This window comes from Tateyamaria sp. ANG-S1 (genome assembly GCF_000814025.1).
In the GTDB taxonomy this organism is placed as follows: Bacteria; Pseudomonadota; Alphaproteobacteria; order Rhodobacterales; family Rhodobacteraceae; genus Tateyamaria.
In genome coordinates this window covers 400,737-421,807 of the sequence record NZ_JWLL01000006.1, presented here as the reverse complement: position 1 = coordinate 421,807, position 21,071 = coordinate 400,737, and the positions used below count along the sequence as shown (strand labels likewise).

The following is a 21,071-nucleotide window of genomic DNA, read 5'->3' as shown; positions in this document are numbered from 1 at the left end:
GTCCGGCCTTCAAACTTCATTCGGACCAGACCTATGCCCATCAAATTGCCATCCACCCTGCCCGCCTATGACGTTCTGACGAACGAGGGTGTGATGGTCATGGACGAGGAACTGGCCGCGCATCAGGACATCCGCCCGCTCAAGATCGGGCTGCTCAATCTGATGCCCAAGAAGATACAGACCGAAACTCAGTTTGCCCGGCTGATCGGTGCGACGCCCTTGCAGATCGAGCTGAGCCTGATCCGCATGTCAGAGCATGAGACCAAGAACACTGCCGCCGAGCACATGGAGAGCTTCTACCGTCCGTTTCAGGACGTGAAGGCCGAGAAGTTCGACGGCTTGATCATCACCGGTGCGCCCATCGAACATCTCGATTTCGAAGACGTTTACTATTGGGGTGAGCTGCAGGAGGTCATGGACTGGACCCAGACCAACGTGCATTCGACCTTTGGCGTGTGCTGGGGCGGCATGGCGATGCTGCACCACTTCCATAAGGTGCCCAAACATCTTCTGGAATCGAAGCAATTTGGTACGTATCGGCACGCAAACCTGTCACCCGCATCGCCCTATCTGCGCGGGTTTTCGGACGACTGCGTGGTGCCTGTTTCTCGCTGGACAGAAGTGCGCGCGCCCGAGGTCGAAGCGGCGGGTCTACCGATCCTCTTGGGCTCGGACGTAACCGGGCCCTGCCTGATCGAAGACCCGGACCACCGCGCGCTCTACATCCTCAACCACTTTGAATACGACAGCGACACGCTGAAACAGGAATATGACCGCGACCTCGCCTCGGTGCAGGTCGAAGGGGCCGAGATTGCTCTGCCCGTCGGCTACTTCCCAAGCGACGATCCGACGCAGACCCCCACCAACCGGTGGCGCAGCCATGCGCATCTTCTCTATGGCAATTGGCTGAGCGAGATTTATCTCACCACCCCGTACGACATGGAACGGATCGGGCAGGACCGCACCGACCTTCGGGGGTAAGGGAATGAAAACAGCGTTTTACGTGGTTCTGGGCCTCGTTGCCCTGGGCCTTGTGGTAGTGCAGGTTCTGGCAGCCAAGCGCGAGCGGGACGCGGCTGCCGCCTTTCCTCCGACGGGGCAGATCATCGACGTGGACGGCGTTAGCGTGCATGTCGAGCAGATGGGCGAAGGCCCCGATCTGGTGCTGATCCATGGGGCATCCGGCAACACACGCGATTTCACCTTTGCCTTTGCCGACCGTGTCAAGGACCGCTACCGGGTGACGATCCTTGATCGGCCCGGGCTGGGCTGGACGGACCAGATCTTGCCGCAGCACCGATCAGCCTGGACCACGACACACGCTAATCCAACCGAGCAGGCCCGCCTGCTCAAGTCGGCGACGGATCAGCTGGGGGTCAAGCGGCCTATAGTATTGGGCCATTCCTTTGGCGGCATTGTTGCGCTGGCATGGGCGCTGGAATTCGATGAGCTTGCCGGGATCGTGTCCGTCGCTGGTGTTGCCAATCCGTGGCCGGGAGAGCTTGATTGGACCTATCAGGTCAATGGCTCGGCCTGGGGTGGCGGGCTGATGGTGCCGGTTCTGGCCGCCTTTGTCCCGGACAGCTACATCGACAACGCGGTGTCCAGCATCTTTGCCCCGCAGACGGCACCCCAAGGCTACACCGATCACGTCGGCCCTGCCCTGATCCTGCGCCGGGCGTCCATGCGGGCCAATGCGCGGCAGGTAAACTGGCTGCGTCCTCATGTGGTCGAGATGTCAAAGAGTTACGGCAATATCACCGTCCCGGTTGAAGTCGTGCATGGGGATGCAGACACCATTGTGCCGCTCGACGTGCATTCGGCCAAACTGCCGGGCCAGATCGAGGGCGCCAACGTAACCGTGCTACCGGGCGTTGGTCATATGCCACAACACACGCATCCTCAGGACGTTATTGAAGCGATCGACCGTGTCGCTGCACGTGCGGGTTTGCGTTAAGCGCTTCTCTGACCCATATTGATGTTAAGAGCAGTAACTTGAGGCTAAGACCATGAGCCTTCCCTTTGACGGCGCGATCACGGAATTCTACGAGACCGGCGCGCCGGATGATATTCGTGACAAGATCAGCAGCGCAGACAAGGGTGATATCCTGACCCCGACATACCCTTATGCCGAGCGGATGCGGCGCAAGGACTATGAGCCGCAGATTGAGGCGCTGCAGATCGAGCTGGTCAAAATGCAGAAATGGGCGGCCGAGACCGGCGCGCGCATTGTCTGCGTCTTCGAGGGGCGCGATGCGGCTGGCAAAGGCGGCACGATCAAGCGGTTCCGCGAGAACCTGAACCCGCGCGGCGCACGTGTTGTCGCTCTTTCGAAGCCTACGGAGAAAGAGGCCGCTGAGTGGTATTTTCAACGCTATATCAGGCATTTGCCGACAGCCGGTCAGATCACGTTCTTTGACCGAAGTTGGTATAACCGTGGTGTGGTCGAGCATGTGTTCGGATTTTGCAAACCGCAACAGCGCGAGCACTTTTTTGTCCAGGTGAACCCATTTGAATCTATGTTAATCGACGATGGCGTGCACGTATTCAAATTCTGGCTGAACGTCTGCCGGGCGGAACAGCTGCGCCGCATCCTCGCCCGCGAGAACGATCCCCTGAAACAGTGGAAGCTGAGTTGGATCGACGTTGAAGGCTTAAAGAGGTGGGACGCCTACACCGATGCAATCCGCGAAACCCTGGATCGGACCCATTCCCCCCATGCGCCGTGGACAATCGTGCGCTCGGACGACAAAAGACGTGCGCGTCTGAACGCCATCCGCACGCTGCTGCACGGGCTTGATTACACGAACAAAGACCCGCAAGCCATTGGCAAAATAAGCAAATCCATCTGTGGCGGACCGGATATCTGGGATGCCTAAACGCGGCTACCACCACGGCAATCTGCGTCAGGCCCTCATCGAAGCCGCGCTGAAGCTGATCGAGGAAAAGGGCCCGACAGGGTTCACCCTGTCCGAAGCGGCCAAGCAGGCGGGCGTGACCCCTGCGGCGGTCTACCGGCACTACGAGGGGCGCGAGGACCTGATCGCAGAATGCGCGCGGCAAGGCTACGGTATCTTTGCGGATCTGATGGAGCATGCCTACGAATCCGGGCAACCTTCGGCCCTCGCGGCGTTCGAGGCCACGGGGCGGGCCTATCTCGCATTTGCCCGTCGCTTCCCGGGTCATTACATCGCTATGTTCGAAAGCGGCATTTCCACCAACCGGACGCCTGAACTTGCCGATGTGGTCAGCCGCGCCAACGTGGTTTTGGAAAAGGCAGCCGGCGACTTGTCCGAGCATATTCCGGAAGACAAACGGCCACCGGCGTCCATGTTCTCGGCACATATCTGGGCATTGAGCCACGGCGTGGTGGAACTGTTCGCGCGCAACTCACCCGGAAAGGCGTCCCCCTTCCCGCCGGATGATCTTTTGGAAACCGGGATCGGGATTTATTTACGCGGTCTTGGTCTGATCAAACCCGACGGCTAGGTCGTGTGGAAATGCGGGAGCAGATCGTCCGCGATCCGCTTCAACGTATCTTCGACATCATCGAAATTGTAGCGCAGGTTGAGAGCCACGTGGTTCACGCCCATCTCTTGCAAACTGTGTAGATGGTCCCGCAGAAAGGGCGTGCCCGTTTGATACCCCAGAACAATGGGGCGCGTGGGGGCAGCGGGCCTGTCTACCACATCGACATAGAGCGATTGCATTACAGGCTTGTCCGCGCCACACACCGCCGCCACGTGGCGGCGATATGAGCTTATCAGATCCCTTTGGTTCTCGGCATTTCGAGGATAGGTGATCCAGCCGTCCCCGTGTTCCGCCCCCCATTCCGGCGTTTGTTGGCTGCCCCCAGTGATCAGCAACGGCACCTGGCCCGCGATGGGCTTCGGCAACATATCTAAGTGCCCGTTCAACCTCCCCTGAGCTGCATCAAGTTTGGGGAAATGCTCAAAACACGTCCGAATGTAGCTCACACTGTCCCGGAACCGCGCCCCGCGGTTGTCATAGCTCATGTTGAGCGCCGGGTATTCCTCGGGCCGGTCCCCGGAGGCGATGCCCAACATGACCCGCCCTCCGGACAAAACGTCCGCAGAAGCGGCAGCTTTCGCCACATGCGCAGGGTGGCGCAAGGGCAGGATGACGCTGCCCACGCCCAGGCCAATCCATGACGTACATGCCGCTAATGCCCCGAGATAGACAAACGGATCAAAGATCTGGCCGACATCCCCAAATGCAGGCACGTTGAATGGAACATCGCGCAGCCAGACAGCAGAAAAGCCAAGGCTCTCTGCCAATTGCACCCGCTCGATGTGCCGCTGCAAGGTGGGGACGTCTTCGGGTCCGTATTCCTCAATGGGCAGAAACAGCCCGATACTCAGGCGACCGGGTTGGAACGTGGCATTGTAAGCCCGGTTCATCTTGGGGAAGGAAAGGTCAGTCTTCATCGCTCATGTCACGTTGTACCTGCTGCCCTACCGTGTCGGTGCCGCGTCGAAGGTCAATCGGAAAAAGAGCGTGTCATAAGGACATGGTCATTTTGCATGCGCTGCCAGAGTGCATGAGATCAGACACCTATTGGCATCAGGTGCAGCTGGGATCTTTGTTTAGAGCATTTAGATGTGTCGAACTGAACAGCAGTTTAAAGCTCTATGAGGCGCTGAACCGAAGCCTATGCGCAACGCAGTGACACAGCCACGCCTTGCCCCACGCCAACGCAGAGTGAACAAAGAGCGCTGTCTTTGCCTGTGATCTTAAGCTCGCGCGCAGCGGTTCCGATGAGACGCGCGCCAGTCATTCCCAGAGGATGGCCCAAGGCAATCGCGCCGCCATTGGGGTTGATATGAGCATCCATTGGGTCAAGGGAGAGTTCCCTGCATACTGCAATTGCCTGCGCGGCAAAGGCCTCGTTCAACTCGATGAGGTGGTAGTCGTTGAGATCACGCCCGGCACGCGCAGCAGCCTGGCGCATGGCATCCACCGGGCCAATCCCCATGACACACGGGGCAACGCCAACATGGGCTGCACATTCATACTCCGCCAACGGTGTCAGGCCACATCTTTCGACGGCTCGTTCGCTTGCCAACAGCAATGCGGCGGCACCGTCGTTGACGCCAGACGCATTGCCGGCGGTAACCGTTCCGTTCTCTCGGAAGGGCGTGGGAAGCGAAGCGAGCGTTTCAATCGTCGTGTGTCGGATATGCTCATCGTCAGAGATCACAGCCTCGCCTCTTCGCCCGTTTCGTACCGTGACAGGCGTGATTTCCTGGGCAAACCGCCCCGCGGCACGCGCGGCAAAGGCGCGAGTTTGGCTGGACAATGCAAGCGCATCTTGGTCCTCGCGCGTCACATCCCACTGCGCTGCGACATTTTCTGCGGTTTCGGGCATCGAGTCAGTGCCAAAGTCGGCTTCGATCCTTGGGTTCACAAAGCGCCACCCGATGGTCGTGTCAAAGATCTCTGCCCGGCGCGAGAACGGGGTATCAGCCTTGGGCATCACCAACGGCGAACGGGACATGCTTTCGATCCCACCCGCGATGACAAGCTCGGCCTCGCCCACCTGGATGCGTCGCGCCGCAGCGATCACCGCGTCCATGCCGCTGGCGCAGCGCCGATTAACCGTGACCGGCGGGACCGTATCCGGCAAGCCGGACAAAAGCACCGCCATGCGCGCGACGTTGCGATTGTCCTCTCCAGCTTGGTTGGCGCAGCCAAGTACAACCTCATCGAGTGCTGACCAATCTATACTGGCGTTTCGGTCCATCAGCGCCGTGATCGGCAAAGCGGCCAGATCATCCGTGCGGACCGACGACAACGCGCCTCCGTAGCGTCCGATGGGTGTGCGCTAGTAATCGCAGATAAAAACGCGCGAAAGGCTCATGCAAGATGCGCGGTCGCTTCGATTTCAACCACTGCTTCGTCTTCGACAAGAGCGGAGACAACGACCATAGACATGGCCGGGAAGTGGCGGCCAAAAACCTCGCGATATGCAGCGCCAACCTCGGCCTGTCTGCGCGCGTATTCTTCCTTGTCCGTGACAAACCAAGTCAAGCGGGTCACATCACTGACCTGCCCACCCGCGGCTTCGACGATGTCCCTGATGTTTTGCAGCGCCTGGCGCATCTGACCGATAAAGTCAGAAGAGACAAATTTCTTGTTCCCATCCCATCCGATCTGTCCGCCGATATGGAGCGTGCCGTCCTTGGTGAGCATTCCGTTGGCATAGCCCTTTGCCGGCAGCCAACCTTCTGGATGGATTGTCGTGTGGCTCATGCCGCCAATTCCTTCTGTTCTTGCAGTTTTGCACGCATCTTGTCCGGCCATGGTGTCGACTTACCGGCGTGATTGACGAAAACCATGGTGCCCTTTGCTTCGAAGCGCAGCTCTCCTGCCGCCGACGCGCCCATGGTGTAGTCCATGGATGACCGCCCGACTCTGTTGACCTCAAGCCGCATGGTCAGTTCGTCCCCCTGACGGCTTGGCGCGGTAAAGCGTGCGCTGATTTCCGCTGTCGGTACACCGGCATTTTGGTGCATCTGATCCCATGGCGCGCCGATGGCTTGATCAAAAAAGCTCTCCAACGCGTCATTGATCATCTCAAAATATCGCGGATAGAACACTATCCCGGCTGGATCGCAGTGCCGAAAAAGCACCCGTTGATGAACCTCGAACGCCATGGCATCCGTTCTCCTAAAACACATTGAGCGTGATTGTGACCGGGATCCATAAAGCCTGAACAAGATGGCGGATGCTCATGACGGCTGCGCCTCTTTGAGCTTGAAGCGCTGGATCTTACCCGTTTGGGTCTTTGGCAATGCGTCGGTGAAAATGATGGAACGCGGGTATTTGTACGGCGCAATAGTGAGCTTGACGTGATCCTGCAGCGCCTTGACCTGCGCGTCATCCCGGGCGGCGCCTTCGGCGAGCACGATATGGGCCTGAACGATGTGCCCCCGCTCCTCATCCGGTGTGCCAATGACGGCGCATTCGGCAACGACCTCATGGCTCAGCAGCGCTGCCTCGACCTCGGGTCCTGCAATGTTGTAGCCAGCCGATACGATCATATCGTCATTGCGTGCTGCGAAGTGGAAATAGCCATCTTCGTCCTGCATGAACGTATCGCCAGTGATGTTCCAGCCATCGATCACGTAGCCCTTCTGCCGATCACCTCTGAGATAGCGACAGCCCGTGGGCCCGCGCACAGCGAGCCGCCCAATCTCGCCCCGCGGTGCTTCCGATCCATCATCGGCCAGAACTCTCGCTTCGTACCCACTTACCGTCTTGCCCGTACACGCCGGACGATGATCATCAAAGCGGTTGGAGATGAAGATGTGCAGCATCTCGGTCGCACCAATGCCATCCAGCATCGGCTTGCCGGTCTTTGACATCCAGTCATCGTAGACCGGTTGCGGCAGCGTTTCCCCCGCCGATACCGCAGCGCGCAGGCTGGACAGATCGGCCCCCTCGTCCATTGCGCGCAACATGACGCGGTAAGCGGTGGGTGCGGTGAAGCAGACCGTTGCTCCGTATTTCTCAATGATCTCAACCATTTTGAGTGGTGTTGCCTGCTCAAGCAACGTGGCTGTTGCCCCGAAGCGCAGGGGAAAAAGCGCGAGACCACCCAACCCGAACGTGAAGGCCAGCGGAGGCGAGCCGACAAAGACGTCGTCGGGCGTCACACCCAGAATTTCCTTGGCATAGCCGTCTGCGATGATCATCAGATCACGATGGAAGTGCATCGTGGCCTTCGGCTCACCCGTTGAACCGCTGGTAAACCCAAGCAAGGCCACGTCGTCGCGTCCCGTGGCCACGGCACCGAACCTCACAGGTTTTTCCAGTGCGAGCCGGTCAAGTTCGGCATCGTGATTTGAGGTGCCGTCAAATGCGAGGACTTTCAGGTTCGGGCATTGCGCCGCGCAGTCCTCCATTTCTTCCATCAGCCGTGTGTCGCAGAGCGCGAAATCAATCTCTGCCACCTCGACGTATTTCTGAAGCTCAATGGCGCGGAGCATCGGCATCGTGTTGATCACCACCGCACCAACCTTCGTCGCAGCAAGCCAGCAGGCGACCATGGCCGGGTTGTTGGCGGAACGTACCATCACACGATTGCCCGGCACGACGCCCATATCCTCTACCAGCACATGGGCTATGCGGTTGGTCCAGTCACTCAACTCTTTGTAGGTGCGTATCCGGCCGTTTCCGACGAGGGCCGTGTTGTCGCCAAAGCCTCTTTCGACCATGGCATCGGTCAGCTCATAACCCGCGTTCAGCGTTTCCGGGTAGTCAAATCCGTCAAGCAGAAAGTCAGGTTGCAACGTCTCAGGCGGCAGGTTGTCCCGCGCGAAAGTGTCTACATGCGCAGTATGTCCAAGCATCAGGAACCTCCCCCATAGGCCGCCAGGGCCTGGCGTGCGATGATGACTTTCTGAACGTCAGAGGCACCTTCATAGATGCGCAAGGCACGGATCTCCCGGTAGAGCGTTTCGACGGTGCTGCCGGCACGCACTCCGTCTCCACCAAAAAGCTGCACGGCCTTGTCAATGACCTGTTGGGCCTGATCCGTCGCAAAGAGCTTGGCCATCGCGGCTTCGCGTGTGACGCGGGGGGCGCCACTGTCCTTGGCCCAGGCAGCCCGGTAAATCAGCAGCGCACTCGCATCGATATCAAGTGCCATGTCAGCGATGTGTCCCTGCACGAGTTGCAAATCCGCCAGAGGCGCACCTTGCACGTGTCGGGAGGTTACACGTGCAAGGGCCTCATCGAGCGCGCGGCGGGCAAACCCCAGCGCGGCTGCAGCAACGGTGGACCGAAAGACATCAAGCACGGACATCGCGATTTTGAAGCCCTGCCCGGGCGCGCCGATCATGGATGTGGCAGGAACGCGGACATCCGAAAACCGAAGTGTGGCAAGCGGATGCGGTGCAATCGTATCAAGCCGTTCCACCACCTCAAAACCCGGCAAATCCGGCGTCACGATGAAAGCCGACATGCCCTTAGCGCCGGGCGCGTCTTCGCTGCGGGCAAACACCGTGTAAAGATCGGCGATCCCACCGTTCGAGATCCAGGTCTTTTCACCGTTCAGAACAAAATGGTTGCCGTCGAGCACCGCGGTCATTGTGTTGTTGGCCACGTCCGACCCCGAACCGGGTTCTGTCAGAGCAAACGCCGAGATGGCGTCACCCGCACGGGTTTTCGGCAGCCAGTCCTGCCGCTGCTCTGGCGATCCAAACAGGGAAATCGCACCGGTTCCAAGCCCTTGCATGGCAAAGCTGAAGTCCGCGAGCCCGTCATGACGCGCCAGGATTTCGCGGCAAAGGCACAGGCTGCGCACATCCAGTCTGCCCTCAATGCTCGCCGTATGTTCAAGAAGACCCGCTTCACCAAGTGCCTTGACCAATGACTTGCAGGCGCGGTTAGTGTCGCTGTGATCGATGGTGAGGCTTTGCGCAACGTTTTCAACGCGGGCTGCAAGAGCCGCGTGTTCGGGAGAGAAAAAGGGCCAGGAAAGAAAGCTCTGATCTGCCATCAGTTTCCCTCGAAGACAGTTTTTTCTTTGGCGACAAAGGCGTTGTATGCGCGCTCAAAATCACCGGTCTGCATGCAAATCGCCTGCGCCTGCGCTTCAGCCTCAATCGCTTGCTCAATCGACATGGACCATTCCTGCGCCAGCATCGTTTTCGTCATCATATGGGCAAAGTTTGGTCCTGCCGCGATGCGCTCTGCCATCTCGTTGGCGGTGCTTTCCAGCGCGTCTGGCGCAACGATTTTGTTGTAAAACCCCCACCTCTCGCCCTCATCCGCGGACATTGAGCGCCCGGTATAGAGTAGCTCAGCCGCCCGCCCCTGACCGATGATCCGGGGCAAGATTGCGCAGGCCCCCATGTCACAGCCCGCAAGGCCCACTCGGGTAAACAGGAATGCGCATTTGGCCTCAGGCGTGGCAATGCGCAGGTCTGAGGCCATGGCAATGATCGCCCCGGCCCCCACGCAAACCCCGTCAACCGCCGCAATCACGGGCTTGCCGCAATTGACGATGGCTTTCACAAGGTCACCGGTCATGCGGGTGAAGGTCAGAAGCTCCTTCATATTCATCCGCGTCAGCGGCCCGATGATGTCGTGCACGTCACCGCCGGACGAAAAGTTGCCGCCATTCGAGCCGAAGACCACCACATCCAAATCATCGCGATAGACAAGGCCCCGGAACCAGTCGCGCATTTCCGCGTAGCTTTCGAATGTCAGAGGGTTCTTCCGGTCTGGCCGATCAAGGGCCACGTGGGCGATACGTCCTTCCATGCGGCACAAGAAGTGTTTTGGGGTGTCAGACATTGGTATTCCGCTCCTCGGGTAGGCTTGCTTCCAGGGCCTGAAGGTCGTCTGCAAAGGCACGCGCCGCGCGCGCGTCAAAGCCTAAGAGCATCTCGTCGATCCACGCCTCATGCGCATCGGCCTGCCGCGCGAATTCTTCTCGCCCATTTTTGGTAAGCCGGACCAATGATGCGCGACGATCACCGGGCACAGGCACCCGCACCAGAAGCCCTTCTTCGGCCAAACGGTCCACGATGCCCGTCACATTGCCATTGGAGACCTTCAGCACCCCTGAAATCTGGCTCATCTTCAGCCCACCTTCGTAGCGCGAGAGTGCTGCGAGTACATCGAAGCGCGGCAATGTGCTATCGAACTCTGTCTTGAAGTTTTCGCGCAGCGTCGCTTCGATCGCGCGGCTGGTTTTCAAAAAGCGCAGCCACAGGCGCAAACGCTCTTTTGATGCACTCTCAAGCGGTGTTGTCGCGGGTGTCGATGTCATATCTCACCTCCCGACAGGCTCAGCGCATGACCGTTGACGGACTTCGCGGCATCAGACAGCAGCCAATGCACGGCGTCCGCCACTTCACCTGTTTGCACGAAACGTTTTTGCGGGTTATTCGCCGCCAGTGATTTCGCGGCGTCATCTCGGCTCATCCCGGTCTTCTCAACGATGTTGTCTATGGAGCGGTCGAGCATCGGCGTTTCGACAAAACCCGGACAAACGGCATTCACGGTGATCCCGCTACGTGCAAGCTCCAGCGCCAAGGCGCGGGTCAATCCGATGACACCATGCTTGGCCGCGCAGTATCCCGACACATAAGGGTATCCCTTGAGACCAGCTGTTGAGGCGACAGCCACCAAGCGCCCGCCTTTGGCCTCTTGCATATCGAGCAAGCCAGCCTGCCAGACGTTGAAAACACCGCCAAGATTGACGTCGGTCATGGCGGTAAGATCGGCGGCCGTCATCTTGTGAAACGGGACAGAAGTAGCGGCCCCGGCATTTGCCACAACGGCGTCTATGGGCCCAGCATCCGCCCGCGCCGCTTCGAATGCAGCATGGACGGCGCCCGGATCTGTGACGTCGCAGATCTGATATGGCAAACCTTGCGCTTCCAGAGGCGCTTGTGTTCGACCCATGATCGTTACGGTATGGCCCTCGCGTGACAGGGTCTGCGCGATCTCGGCCCCCACGCCCGTTCCGCCGCCGGTGACAATCACATGCATGATCAGACCCTGCCTGCCGCTTCCGCCGCCCGGTCGGCAAGGCGCCAGGCCTGATCCCGTCCAGCCTCATAGGGCTTGGGCCAAGCTTCCTGACGGTCGCCAATCTCAGCGCCGGCACGCAATGTCCAGTAAGGGTCAGACAGATGCGGACGGGCCAAGCAGACGAGGTCCGCGCGTCCGGCCATAAGGATCGAATTGACGTGATCCGGCTCATAGATATTACCCACGGCCATTGTCTTGATGCCGCGTTCGTTGCGGATGCGGTCAGAAAACGGCGTTTGGAACATGCGGCCATAGACCGGTTTGGCCTGTGTCGAGGTCTGGCCAGCAGACACATCAATGATGTCTGCCCCTGCGGCTTCGAACCTGGCTGCAATTTCAACCGCCTCTTCCGCCGTCACCCCATCATCACCGGCCCAGTCGCTGGCAGAGATGCGCACTGACATCGGCTTTTGCTCAGGCCAAACGGCACGCATGGCGCGGAACACCTCAAGGGGGAAGCGCAGCCGGTTTTCCAGGCGGCCGCCGTAGTCATCATCCCGGGTGTTCGACAGCGGCGAGATGAAGGAAGAGATCAGATAGCCATGGGCCGCATGCAGTTCGATCATGTCGAAACCGGCGCGGTCAGCCATTTCAGCGGCAGCTACGAATTCATCGCGCACCCTGTCCATGCCTGCACGGTCGAGCGCAGTAGGCGTTGCATTTTCATCCGACCACGGGATCGCAGAGGCGGACACGAGCGGCCAGTTCCCCTCTTTCAGCGGCTGGTCCATCCCGTCCCACCCGAGGCGCGTGGACCCCTTGCGCCCCGAATGGCCGATCTGGCAGCATATCTTGGCTTCTGTCTCAGCATGCACAAAATCTGTCAGCCGCTTCCACGCCGCTTCATGTTCAGGTGCATAGAGGCCCGGACATCCCGGAGTGATACGTCCCTCGGGCGACGTGCAGGTCATTTCCGTATAGACGAGGCCCGCTCCCCCCTTGGCCCGCTCACCATAGTGGATCAGATGCCAGTCTTTAGGGCAGCCATCCACCGCCTTGTACTGGGCCATAGGCGAGACGACGATACGGTTTTTTAAATCCATGTCGCGCAAGCGCAATGGTGCGAACATCGGCGCGCGTGCCGGTGTGTTGCTGCCTGCCCCTGCTTGAGCCATGAACCACGCCTCGGCCTCGCCCAGCCAGTTGGCGTCACGCTCGCGCAGGTTTTCGTGGCTGATCCGCTGGCTGCGCGTCAGCAGCGAGTAATTAAGCTGCACGGGATCGAGATCAAGGTAACGCTCCACATCCTCGAACCACTCGACCGAGTTTCGTGCGGCCGACTGAAGGCGAAGCACTTCGAGGCGACGCTCCTCTTCGTAGCGCTTGAATGCGGCCTCAAGCGTGTCTTCGGTGTGGATCAGGTCGGCCAGAGTGATCGCGCTTTCCAGTGCGAGCTTTGTCCCCGAACCGATGGAAAAATGCGCCGTCGCGGCGGCGTCGCCCAGAAGCACGATGTTTTCGTGATGCCACTGTTCGCACAACACACGCGGAAAGCGCAGCCAGGCAGAACCACGGATGTGATTGGCATTGGTCATCAGGGGATGCCCCCCCAGGTGATCCTTGAAGATGTCCTCGCAGGTCGCGATGCTCTCTTGCTGGCTCAACTCACCAAAACCATAGGCATCGAACGTCTCTTGCGTGCACTCCACGATGAATGTCGCGGTCTCATCGTCGAACTGATAGGCATGCGCCCAGACCCAGCCCTTCTCAGTGTTCTCAAAAATAAAGGTGAAGGCGTCGTCGAATTTCTGATGTGTGCCCAGCCAGACGAACTGACAAAGACGGCGGTCGATATCGGGCTTAAAGACATCTTCAAACTCGATGCGGGTCTTTGAATTCAGGCCATCAGACGCAATGACAACGTCAAAGTCGTCTTTGTAGGCGCTGGCGCTTTCGACTTCAGTCTCGAAGCGCACCTCAACGCCAAGCTCAAGCGCCCGCTCCTGCAACAGAAGAAGAAGACGTTTGCGACCAATGCCACAGAAGCCGTGCCCGCCGGATACCGTGCGCTTGCCCTGATGGATCAATGCGACATCGTCCCAATATGCAAAGTGCTTGCGGATGGACGCCGCACTCACCGCGTCATTTTGCGCCAGGTTATCGAGTGTTTCGTCCGAAAGAACGACGCCCCAGCCGAACGTATCGTCGGCGCGGTTGCGCTCGAACACGACGACCTCGGCGGACGGGTTGCGCAACTTCATCGAAATTCCAAAGTAGAGCCCGGCCGGACCGCCACCAAGACAAGCTATTCTCATCCCAAACGCCTCTCGTTCGAAGTCATATCCGGACGATATGTTTCAGCGCCAAACATTTCAAGGTCAAATATTTTATACTTGAAATAAATGGGTGGGCCGATAGTTTGCGCGCAGACAAGGATAGGAGTTGCACCGATGAATGCGCCGACACTTATGAAAACTGGTCCCGAAATGGCCCGCGCCAAGCCCGCGCCGCTTTCATGGGATGACCCTTTTCTGCTGGACCAGCAGCTGACCGAAGAAGAGCGTATGATCCGCGACACAGCCTATGCCTACGCGCAGGATGGCCTGATGCGCAGGGTGGTTGAAGGGAACCGCCACGAAGTTTTCGATCGCGACATCATGGCTGAGATGGGCGCAATTGGAATGCTTGGGGCCACGATCCCGGAGGAGTACGGCGGTGTCGGCGCCAACTATGTGTCCTACGGCCTGATCGCGCGTGAGGTGGAGCGCGTCGACAGCGGCTACCGCTCTGCAATGTCGGTGCAAAGCTCTTTGGTCATGCATCCAATCTATGCTTACGGGACCGAGGGCCAGCGCAAGAAATACCTTCCCAAACTCGCAAGCGGCGAGTGGATTGGTTGTTTCGGCCTGACCGAACCCGATGCCGGTTCGGACCCCGCAAGCATGAACACCCGCGCGAAAGTCGTGGATGGGGGTTACAGCATCTCTGGCGCCAAGAACTGGATCACCAATTCGCCGATTGCGGACGTGTTCGTGGTGTGGGCGAAGTCCGAGGCACATGATGGCAAAATCAAAGGTTTCATTCTTGAAAAAGGTATGAAGGGCCTCAACGCGCCAAAGATCGAAGGCAAATTCTCCCTCCGCGCTTCGATCACTGGCATGATCCAGATGGATGACGTCTTTGTACCCGAAGAGAACCTTCTTCCCCAGGTGTCCGGCCTTGCCGGTCCTTTCGGCTGTCTGAACCGGGCGCGCTATGGCATCGCCTGGGGCGCGATGGGTGCAGCAGAAGCGTGTTTCCATGCGGCGCGACAGTATACTCTTGACCGCAAGCAGTTTGGCAAGCCGCTGGCACAAACCCAACTGATCCAGAAAAAGCTGGCCGATATGCAAACTGAAATCGCCCTTGGCCTTCAGGGTGCCCTGCAACTTGGCCGGATGCTCGACGACCACACAGCGCCTGCGGAACTCATCAGCCTGATGAAGCGCAATAACTGCGGTAAGGCGCTCACCATGGCCCGAGACGCGCGTGACATGCATGGCGGCAACGGTATCAGCGACGAGTACGGCGTGATCCGCCACGTTATGAACCTGGAGGCCGTGAACACCTACGAAGGCACCCACGACGTTCATGCACTTATACTCGGACGCGGTATTACAGGACTTCAGGCTTTCGCCTGATTGCTATCACAACAACTGTCTCGGCCGGGATTGCAACAGTCACCGTCGACAACCCGCCCGTGAACGCCGCCGGGCATGCCGTGACGCAAGGTCTTTGGGATGCTGTCGCGGCGACCGAAGCAGATCCAACGGTTCAAGCGGTCGTACTGACCTGTGCAGGCCGCACATTTGTGGCGGGTGCAGATGTGCGAGAATTCGGCAAACCGCCCGTAGAACCGCATCTTCCGGATGTGATCTTGGCACTGGAACGCGCGGCGAAACCCTGGATCACCGCAATCCATTGAGCAGCGCTTGGCGGCGGGCTTGAAATTGCGTTGGGCTGTAGTCACTGCATCGCGCTTGCCGACGCTAAGCTCGGACTGCCGGAAGTGACACTGGGCCTCATCCCCGGCGCAGGCGGTACGGTTCGTCTGACACGTCTGATTGCTGCGGAGGCGGCTTTACAGATGATAGCGACGGGCAAACTTTTCACCGCGCATACTGGCGCACGATGGACAAAAGCTACTGGACCGATCTCGCCGAAGGCGCGCGTTCCAAAGGGTGGGCTGTCGCACTTGTCCAATACACGCTGGCGCCCAAAGCGCGTCTACATCAGATCACGCGGCAGGTGGCGGCGGCCGTCTCCAAAGCAGCCATATTGATTTCGGGTCCGATCCGGTTGTCTGGTCACTCGGCGGGCGGACATCTTGTGACCCGGATGGTCTGCGCGGACAGCCAGCTTTCCCCCGATGCGCTAGACTGGTTGCAACATGTGCTGTCGATCAGTGGTCTTTATGATCTGCGCCCGCTGATGTGGACCGCAATGAACGACGATCTCAGGATCGACGAGGCAGAAGCGCTGCGCGAGAGCCCTGCCCTGCTGCGCCCATGGGCTGAGGCGAATGTCACCGCCTGGGTCGGCGGCGGCGAACGGCCGGAATTCTTGCGTCAATCGCGCCTGCTGGCGCTGATTTGGGAAGGTCTTGACGTCAAAACCGCTCTGGTGATCGACGGTGAGCATAATCATTTCTCCGTGCTGGATGCCCTCAAGGACCCGGATAGCGATCTGACGAGAACCTTTGTCGGGTAGACGAAAGCGCTCCGCCGGTCCGGCAGTGCCTATAATCGCGCTAGCAAGCTACCCCTTTTGATCTAACACACCCCGTGACCTCAGGCGGGTAGCGGACGGTTTTGGAAGAGAGTCAAACTTAAACACGAAACAAATAATCATATATGATTTACAGAATTACACATGGATGCTAGTGTCACTGAAGAAAGACATGGCCATGAATCAGCGACCATCGAAGTCAGACGCGCTCTATGCGCAAATGCGAGGCGACATCCTGGCTTTGTCACTACCACCGGGAAGTGCGCTGCGCCTGCCCGGCTTGTCGGAACGCTACAATACCGGGGTGACCCCGATCCGTGACTGCCTCAACCGGCTCACCACCGAGAAACTCGTGGAGATGGAACACAACAAGGGCTTCCGCGTCGCGGCATTGTCTTTGACGGACCTTCTCGATCTGGAGCGGAGCCGAAGTACCATTGAGGGCGATCTTTTCCTGCGCGCCATGGAACAAGGCAGCGATGTGTGGGAGGCGGGTGTCATAGGGGCCTATCACCAGCTCTCCGCCCTGCAGCCGGTTTCCCTTCTTGGCACTGATGCGGAGCTTGCGCTTTGGAACCGCCGCCATGCCGCATTCCACATGGCACTCATAGCCCATGTGGATGCGCCTTGGATGCTACATTTCCACAGGCAACTGACCGATCAGCTTTTGCGCTACCAGACCTTCATCCAGACCGGACTGCGCGATCTGTCGCAAAGCCATCCCGACTCTGCACCGCAAGCGGCCGAGATCTACGCAGCCGCGCTTGCCGCCGCGCCCCACACCACGCTGTATGACGTAGCCATGGCCCGCGATCTCGCGTCAGCGCGTAGGGTCATGGAACGCCACGTGAATTTGTCGATCGACGCCTTCCAAAAGCTGAGCACACTTGTCCCCGCCAACACACATGTTGCCGAAATCCTGCGACACCCAGATCCGGAGATGCAGCTATGACCGCCTATGACCCCTCTTCCGACGGCGCGCAGATGTCTTTCGCCAAGGACATGTCTTATATCGACTACCTTGCGCTTGATCCGATCCTCGGGGCCCAGCACCGCCAGTCGAATGCCCACGATGAGATGCTTTTTATCATCCAGCATCAGACGTCGGAGCTGTGGATGCGACTGGCCCTGCATGAGTTAGCAATAGCGCGGGAAGAGCTCGCCGCCGGACAATTCGCGCCCACCTTCAAAAAACTCGCACGCGTGGCACGGATCTTTGAGCAGCTGAACAGCGCGTGGGACGTGCTGCGCACCATGACGCCAAGCGAATACACCGCCTTCCGCGATGAGTTGGGCAAATCGTCGGGCTTTCAGTCACACCAGTACCGACTGATCGAATTCATCTTCGGCAACCGCAATGCTGCAATGATGAAGGTTCATGAACACCGGCCGGAGTTGTACACCATGCTGGGTCAAGAGATGCGGCGCAAATCCATGTACCATGTGGCACTCGATCAACTGGCCAACGGTCTTGGCATAACCCTTGATCCGGGCATCTACAAAATGGATCAGCCGCATAAGGCGGACCAGGCTGTCATTGATGCCTGGACGACGGTCTATGAGAACCCGGAGACGTATTGGTCACTCTACGAACTGGCCGAAAAGCTGGTCGATATCGAGGATTACTTTCGCCGTTGGCGCTTTAACCACGTCACAACAGTGGAACGGATCATCGGCTTCAAACGCGGGACCGGCGGCACGTCCGGCGTCAAATATCTTCGCAAAATGCTCGAGGTCGAGCTGTTCCCCGAACTCTGGCACCTGAGAGGTCAGCTATGAAAGACGCGGTTTATACCCTTCCCGTGAAGGAGAAGTTCCACCTGCCCGAGGGTATGATCTATCTCGACGGCAACTCGCTTGGCCCTCTGCCAAAAGGAACAAACGAGCGTTTGGCCGCCATGGTTTCCGAGGAATGGGGCAGTCACCTGATCACCGGCTGGAACCGGGATGGCTGGATGGCGCAGCCAGAACGGGTCGGGAATATGGTGGGACGTCTCATCGGTGCGCCGGAGGGGAGCGTGACCATGGGTGATACGCTTTCCGTCAAGGTGTACCAGGCGCTGTCTGCCGCGCTGAAGATGCGCCCAAACCGCCGGGTGATCCTTTCCGACAGCGGCAATTTCCCATCTGACCTCTACATGGCGCAAGGGCTCATCCAGCAACTTGGCCAAGGCTATGAACTGCGCGTGGTCGCCCCAGAGGATGTCGCGATGTCGATGGATGACACCGTGGCCGTCGCCATGATCACACAAGTTGACTACCGCACGGGCCGCATGCACGACATGAACGCCATCACCAAGGCAGCACACGATGCTGGTGCGGTGATGCTGTGGGACCTCGCCCACAGTGCAGGCGCGGTTCCGGTCGACCTGGTCGGCTCAAACTGCGAATTTGCGGTGGGATGCACCTATAAGTATCTCAACGGCGGCCCGGGTGCCCCGGCGTTTATCTATGCAAGCACCGACGTGGCAAAGACGATGGACGCAGCCCTTGCCGGTTGGCTGGGCCACGATGCGCCTTTTGCGTTCGAACCCGACTACCGCCCTGCCCCCGGGATCGGACGCATGCGTGTGGGGACACCGCCTGTGATGCAAATGACCGCGCTGGAACACGCGCTGTCTGTTTGGGACAACGTAGATATGACCGACATCCGCGCAGCGTCGATCCGGCTTTGTGATCTGTTCATAAAAGAGGTTGAGGCGCGCTGCCCCGACCTTACGCTGGTCAGCCCACGCAACGCGAATGAGCGTGGCAGCCAAGTGTCCTTCGCGTTCGGGAATGGCTATGCCGCCATGCAGGCGCTTATCGCACGCGGTGTTGTCGGAGATTTCCGCGCACCCAACATCATGCGGTTTGGTTTTACGCCACTCTATATCGACGATGATGATGTCGTTGCGGCAGTCGATGTGCTTGAGGACGTGCTGAAAAACCGCCGTTGGGATACACCCGAATACAAGCGCAAAGCGCGTGTAACCTGAGGCACGCGAGACTGTCAGCGCCGCGACAGGGCGCTGACATAGCGTTCGCTAGGCGCCTTTCAACCAATCAGGTGACACGTCTTCGGGCGTGTTATCCATGTCAAATGCCATGCGCCATGCACCGTCTTCCTTGCGGAACAGCAGGAAAACGCGGCCTGTGGACCCTTCCTTGCCAGTGCCTGCTTCTGCGGTGGGCGGCTCAAAATAGTAGGACCCCAGAATTCCGGCGAGATTGCCGGACTGCCAGGCCGCTTCTTCCTTGTGCAAAAGCCGTCCCTTGAGGTTCGGGATCGACCCCGCATACCAGGGCTTCACGGCGTCCAACCCCAGTTTCAGCGGTGCCTTGGCATTCGCGTAGACGCTGTCCTGTGTATAAAGCGCAAAGAGCGCGTCGAGGTCCTTGCCATTGAACGCGGCCAACCATGCAGTCAGGGTGGCGCGCGCGGCGTTCATTTCGTCTTGGTTCTCGATCATCTCAAGTCTCTCCTGTGTCGGCCACCAGGGCTTCTGCCTCGATCTCGACGCGGAAGTCGCCAACCAGCTTGCCAACGACATAGGTGGTATTTGTGGGCGGATACGTTCCAAAGACACGGCAATGCGCACGGCTGACGGCTTCTGCGTCTTCTTCCCCGGTCAGGTAGGTTCGTGTTCGGATCACATCTTCAAGCCCGGCACCAAGGGCTGTGAGCGTGGCCGCGATCTTGTCAAGGATATAGGTCGTTTGTGCCCTGGCATTGCCGGGGGCGATATCGTGATCATGAGCGTGGGTCGCAGTCGTTCCCGAGACGACGATGCGGTTGCCGTCACGCATTCCACGACAGTAGCCCGCAATAGGCTCCCACTTCGAACCGGAGAAAGCCCATTGTCGGCCCCGTGCGTCTGTCTGCACCTTCAGCACGGATGGGATCTGTTCCAGGTGATGGGACAGATCACCGCTTGCCGTCAGAAAGGGTGGCTGGCGGTATTCATCGCAGCAATCTCCGGGGGATCGGCTTGGTTTGGGCAAAGGCCGCGTCGAGCAGCGCGTGGTCGTCGGAATCAAGGCTGAATTGAAAGAGCTTGAGATTGTCCGCACGATGCTCTGCCTCGCCCAGCCGGGCGCCGATGATCACACCGGCCACATGGGGCTGCTCAAGCACCCAGCGAGAGGCAACGTTCGAAAGCGATACACCATGCCTGCGCGCCACCTGGGCGGCCGCCTGCAGCACAGTCTGAAAGGCGTCCCATCCGCCAGCGGTTTCGATAAAGCGCATATATTTCGTGGGGTTCCAGTCAGCGATGTCCGCAGGCTGCGGCTGACCCAGCGATTTATCCGTCAAAAAGCCACCGCAAAGCGTCCCGTAGGCCAGAAGCTTAATCCCCTTTGCCATGCACAGATCGGCCATTTCACCGGCGGCGCGGCGATCCATGAGGGAAAATGACACTTGGTTGGAAACGAGCGGGATGCCTTCGGCCAGCGCAAGCTCCAGATGAGCCGCGTCGAAGTCTGTCACGCCGATGGCTTTGATCAACCCCGCGTCCTGCAGCTTTTTCATCTCCTGCAGCGCGTCCAGCCAGGCGGGATGTTCAAAGCTCCACTAATGGAACTGCAGCAGGTCGATAGACTGCACCCCGAGGCGATCCAAACGCTCCTGAATGCCTGCCCGCACGACATCCGCTGTCATCTGGCCGGGCTCCGGGCACCATTTGGTGAAGGCACGCGCCTCCGGCTCCCGTTTGAGAACCTCACCGGCAATGAGTTCTGCACTGCCATAGTGATCGGCCGTGTCAAAGGTATCAAAGCCCGCCTTGGCATAGTCCTGCAAGGCGTCAGCA

At 59.1% G+C, this 21,071-nt stretch carries 21 protein-coding genes and 2 pseudogenes; 10 read left to right on the top strand and 13 right to left on the bottom strand.

The genetic code is table 11. The annotated features are described in order from the left end of the window. Positions 1 to 33: 33 nt before the first annotated feature. Genes metA through RA29_RS13320 form a run of 4 tightly spaced genes read left to right on the top strand, consistent with a single transcriptional unit; the run spans position 34 to position 3,489 of the window. A complete protein-coding gene (gene metA, locus RA29_RS13335; RefSeq protein ID WP_039686698.1) occupies positions 34 to 981 on the top strand; it encodes a homoserine O-succinyltransferase in 948 nt (315 codons plus the stop codon). Positions 982 to 985: 4 nt separating this feature from the next. After that, positions 986 to 1,957: an alpha/beta hydrolase gene (locus tag RA29_RS13330; protein WP_039686696.1), complete on the top strand. Its 972-nt coding sequence runs from the start codon at positions 986 to 988 to the stop codon at positions 1,955 to 1,957. A gap of 52 nt (positions 1,958 to 2,009) precedes the next feature. After that, a complete protein-coding gene (gene ppk2, locus RA29_RS13325) occupies positions 2,010 to 2,879 on the top strand; it encodes a polyphosphate kinase 2 (RefSeq protein ID WP_039686694.1) in 870 nt (289 codons plus the stop codon). Beyond that, on the top strand, positions 2,872 to 3,489 hold the full coding sequence (locus RA29_RS13320) for a TetR/AcrR family transcriptional regulator (RefSeq protein WP_039686692.1): 618 nt from the start codon (positions 2,872 to 2,874) through the stop codon (positions 3,487 to 3,489). Before ppk2 ends, RA29_RS13320 begins: the two co-directional genes overlap by 8 nt. On the opposite strand, the gene RA29_RS13315 is transcribed toward RA29_RS13320, so the two are convergent. The 10 genes from RA29_RS13315 to RA29_RS13270 all read right to left on the bottom strand — a co-directional run bounded on the left by RA29_RS13315 (position 3,486) and on the right by RA29_RS13270 (position 13,826). After that, a complete protein-coding gene (locus RA29_RS13315) occupies positions 3,486 to 4,448 on the bottom strand; it encodes an LLM class oxidoreductase (protein ID WP_039686690.1) in 963 nt (320 codons plus the stop codon). The genes RA29_RS13320 and RA29_RS13315 overlap by 4 nt on opposite strands. Positions 4,449 to 4,672: 224 nt before the next feature. After that, positions 4,673 to 5,836, bottom strand: a complete 1,164-nt coding sequence (locus tag RA29_RS13310; RefSeq protein ID WP_241462625.1) for an acetyl-CoA C-acyltransferase — start codon at positions 5,834 to 5,836, stop codon at positions 4,673 to 4,675. Between the two features lie 41 nt (positions 5,837 to 5,877). Beyond that, the gene (locus RA29_RS13305; RefSeq protein ID WP_039686688.1) at positions 5,878 to 6,273 is read right to left on the bottom strand and encodes a RidA family protein; all 396 of its coding nucleotides are present in this window, start codon (positions 6,271 to 6,273) and stop codon (positions 5,878 to 5,880) included. Further along, positions 6,270 to 6,677 (bottom strand): acyl-CoA thioesterase, encoded by a 408-nt coding sequence (locus RA29_RS13300; protein WP_039686686.1) that lies wholly within the window; start codon positions 6,675 to 6,677, stop codon positions 6,270 to 6,272. Before RA29_RS13300 ends, RA29_RS13305 begins: the two co-directional genes overlap by 4 nt. A gap of 75 nt (positions 6,678 to 6,752) precedes the next feature. After that, on the bottom strand, positions 6,753 to 8,375 hold the full coding sequence (locus RA29_RS13295; RefSeq protein WP_039686684.1) for an AMP-binding protein: 1,623 nt from the start codon (positions 8,373 to 8,375) through the stop codon (positions 6,753 to 6,755). Then, positions 8,375 to 9,526, bottom strand: coding sequence for an acyl-CoA dehydrogenase family protein (locus RA29_RS13290; RefSeq protein WP_039686681.1), 1,152 nt, complete (start codon positions 9,524 to 9,526; stop codon positions 8,375 to 8,377). Before RA29_RS13290 ends, RA29_RS13295 begins: the two co-directional genes overlap by 1 nt. Next, positions 9,526 to 10,326 (bottom strand): enoyl-CoA hydratase family protein, encoded by an 801-nt coding sequence (locus tag RA29_RS13285; protein WP_039686680.1) that lies wholly within the window; start codon positions 10,324 to 10,326, stop codon positions 9,526 to 9,528. The genes RA29_RS13290 and RA29_RS13285 overlap by 1 nt, the downstream gene beginning before the upstream one ends. Then, the gene (locus RA29_RS13280) at positions 10,319 to 10,804 is read right to left on the bottom strand and encodes a MarR family transcriptional regulator (protein WP_039686678.1); all 486 of its coding nucleotides are present in this window, start codon (positions 10,802 to 10,804) and stop codon (positions 10,319 to 10,321) included. The genes RA29_RS13285 and RA29_RS13280 overlap by 8 nt, the downstream gene beginning before the upstream one ends. After that, a complete protein-coding gene (locus tag RA29_RS13275) occupies positions 10,801 to 11,529 on the bottom strand; it encodes an SDR family oxidoreductase (RefSeq protein ID WP_039686676.1) in 729 nt (242 codons plus the stop codon). The genes RA29_RS13280 and RA29_RS13275 overlap by 4 nt, the downstream gene beginning before the upstream one ends. Positions 11,530 to 11,531: 2 nt before the next feature. Next, positions 11,532 to 13,826: a bifunctional salicylyl-CoA 5-hydroxylase/oxidoreductase gene (locus tag RA29_RS13270; RefSeq protein WP_039686674.1), complete on the bottom strand. Its 2,295-nt coding sequence runs from the start codon at positions 13,824 to 13,826 to the stop codon at positions 11,532 to 11,534. Between the two features lie 153 nt (positions 13,827 to 13,979). Here RA29_RS13270 and RA29_RS13265 point away from each other — a divergent pair, with 153 nt between their 5' ends. From RA29_RS13265 to kynU, 6 genes and pseudogenes are all read left to right on the top strand, one after another. Further along, positions 13,980 to 15,191, top strand: coding sequence for an acyl-CoA dehydrogenase (locus RA29_RS13265; protein ID WP_052249700.1), 1,212 nt, complete (start codon positions 13,980 to 13,982; stop codon positions 15,189 to 15,191). Beyond that, a pseudogene (locus tag RA29_RS22450) lies at positions 15,191 to 15,655 on the top strand (enoyl-CoA hydratase-related protein); the annotation flags it as partial. The gene RA29_RS13265 and the pseudogene RA29_RS22450, both read left to right, overlap by 1 nt. 26 nt (positions 15,656 to 15,681) lie before the next feature. Next, positions 15,682 to 16,260 (top strand): alpha/beta hydrolase fold domain-containing protein, encoded by a 579-nt coding sequence (locus tag RA29_RS23605; protein ID WP_052249655.1) that lies wholly within the window; start codon positions 15,682 to 15,684, stop codon positions 16,258 to 16,260. Positions 16,261 to 16,456: 196 nt separating this feature from the next. Next, entirely contained in the window at positions 16,457 to 17,230 is a 774-nt protein-coding gene (locus RA29_RS13250) for a GntR family transcriptional regulator (protein WP_052249699.1), read from the top strand. Next, the gene (locus RA29_RS13245) at positions 17,227 to 18,057 is read left to right on the top strand and encodes a tryptophan 2,3-dioxygenase family protein (RefSeq protein ID WP_039686671.1); all 831 of its coding nucleotides are present in this window, start codon (positions 17,227 to 17,229) and stop codon (positions 18,055 to 18,057) included. The genes RA29_RS13250 and RA29_RS13245 overlap by 4 nt, the downstream gene beginning before the upstream one ends. Continuing rightward, entirely contained in the window at positions 18,054 to 19,256 is a 1,203-nt protein-coding gene (gene kynU / locus RA29_RS13240; RefSeq protein ID WP_193743529.1) for a kynureninase, read from the top strand. The genes RA29_RS13245 and kynU overlap by 4 nt, the downstream gene beginning before the upstream one ends. Positions 19,257 to 19,304: 48 nt before the next feature. On the opposite strand, the gene RA29_RS13235 is transcribed toward kynU, so the two are convergent. The 3 genes and pseudogenes from RA29_RS13235 to RA29_RS23595 all read right to left on the bottom strand — a co-directional run bounded on the left by RA29_RS13235 (position 19,305) and on the right by RA29_RS23595 (position 21,061). Further along, the gene (locus tag RA29_RS13235) at positions 19,305 to 19,730 is read right to left on the bottom strand and encodes a nuclear transport factor 2 family protein (protein ID WP_039686669.1); all 426 of its coding nucleotides are present in this window, start codon (positions 19,728 to 19,730) and stop codon (positions 19,305 to 19,307) included. Between the two features lies 1 nt (position 19,731). Further along, on the bottom strand, positions 19,732 to 20,067 hold the full coding sequence (locus tag RA29_RS23600; protein WP_241462610.1) for a Rid family hydrolase: 336 nt from the start codon (positions 20,065 to 20,067) through the stop codon (positions 19,732 to 19,734). Between the two features lie 154 nt (positions 20,068 to 20,221). Further along, positions 20,222 to 21,061, bottom strand: a pseudogene (locus RA29_RS23595) (aldo/keto reductase). Positions 21,062 to 21,071 lie beyond the last annotated feature (10 nt).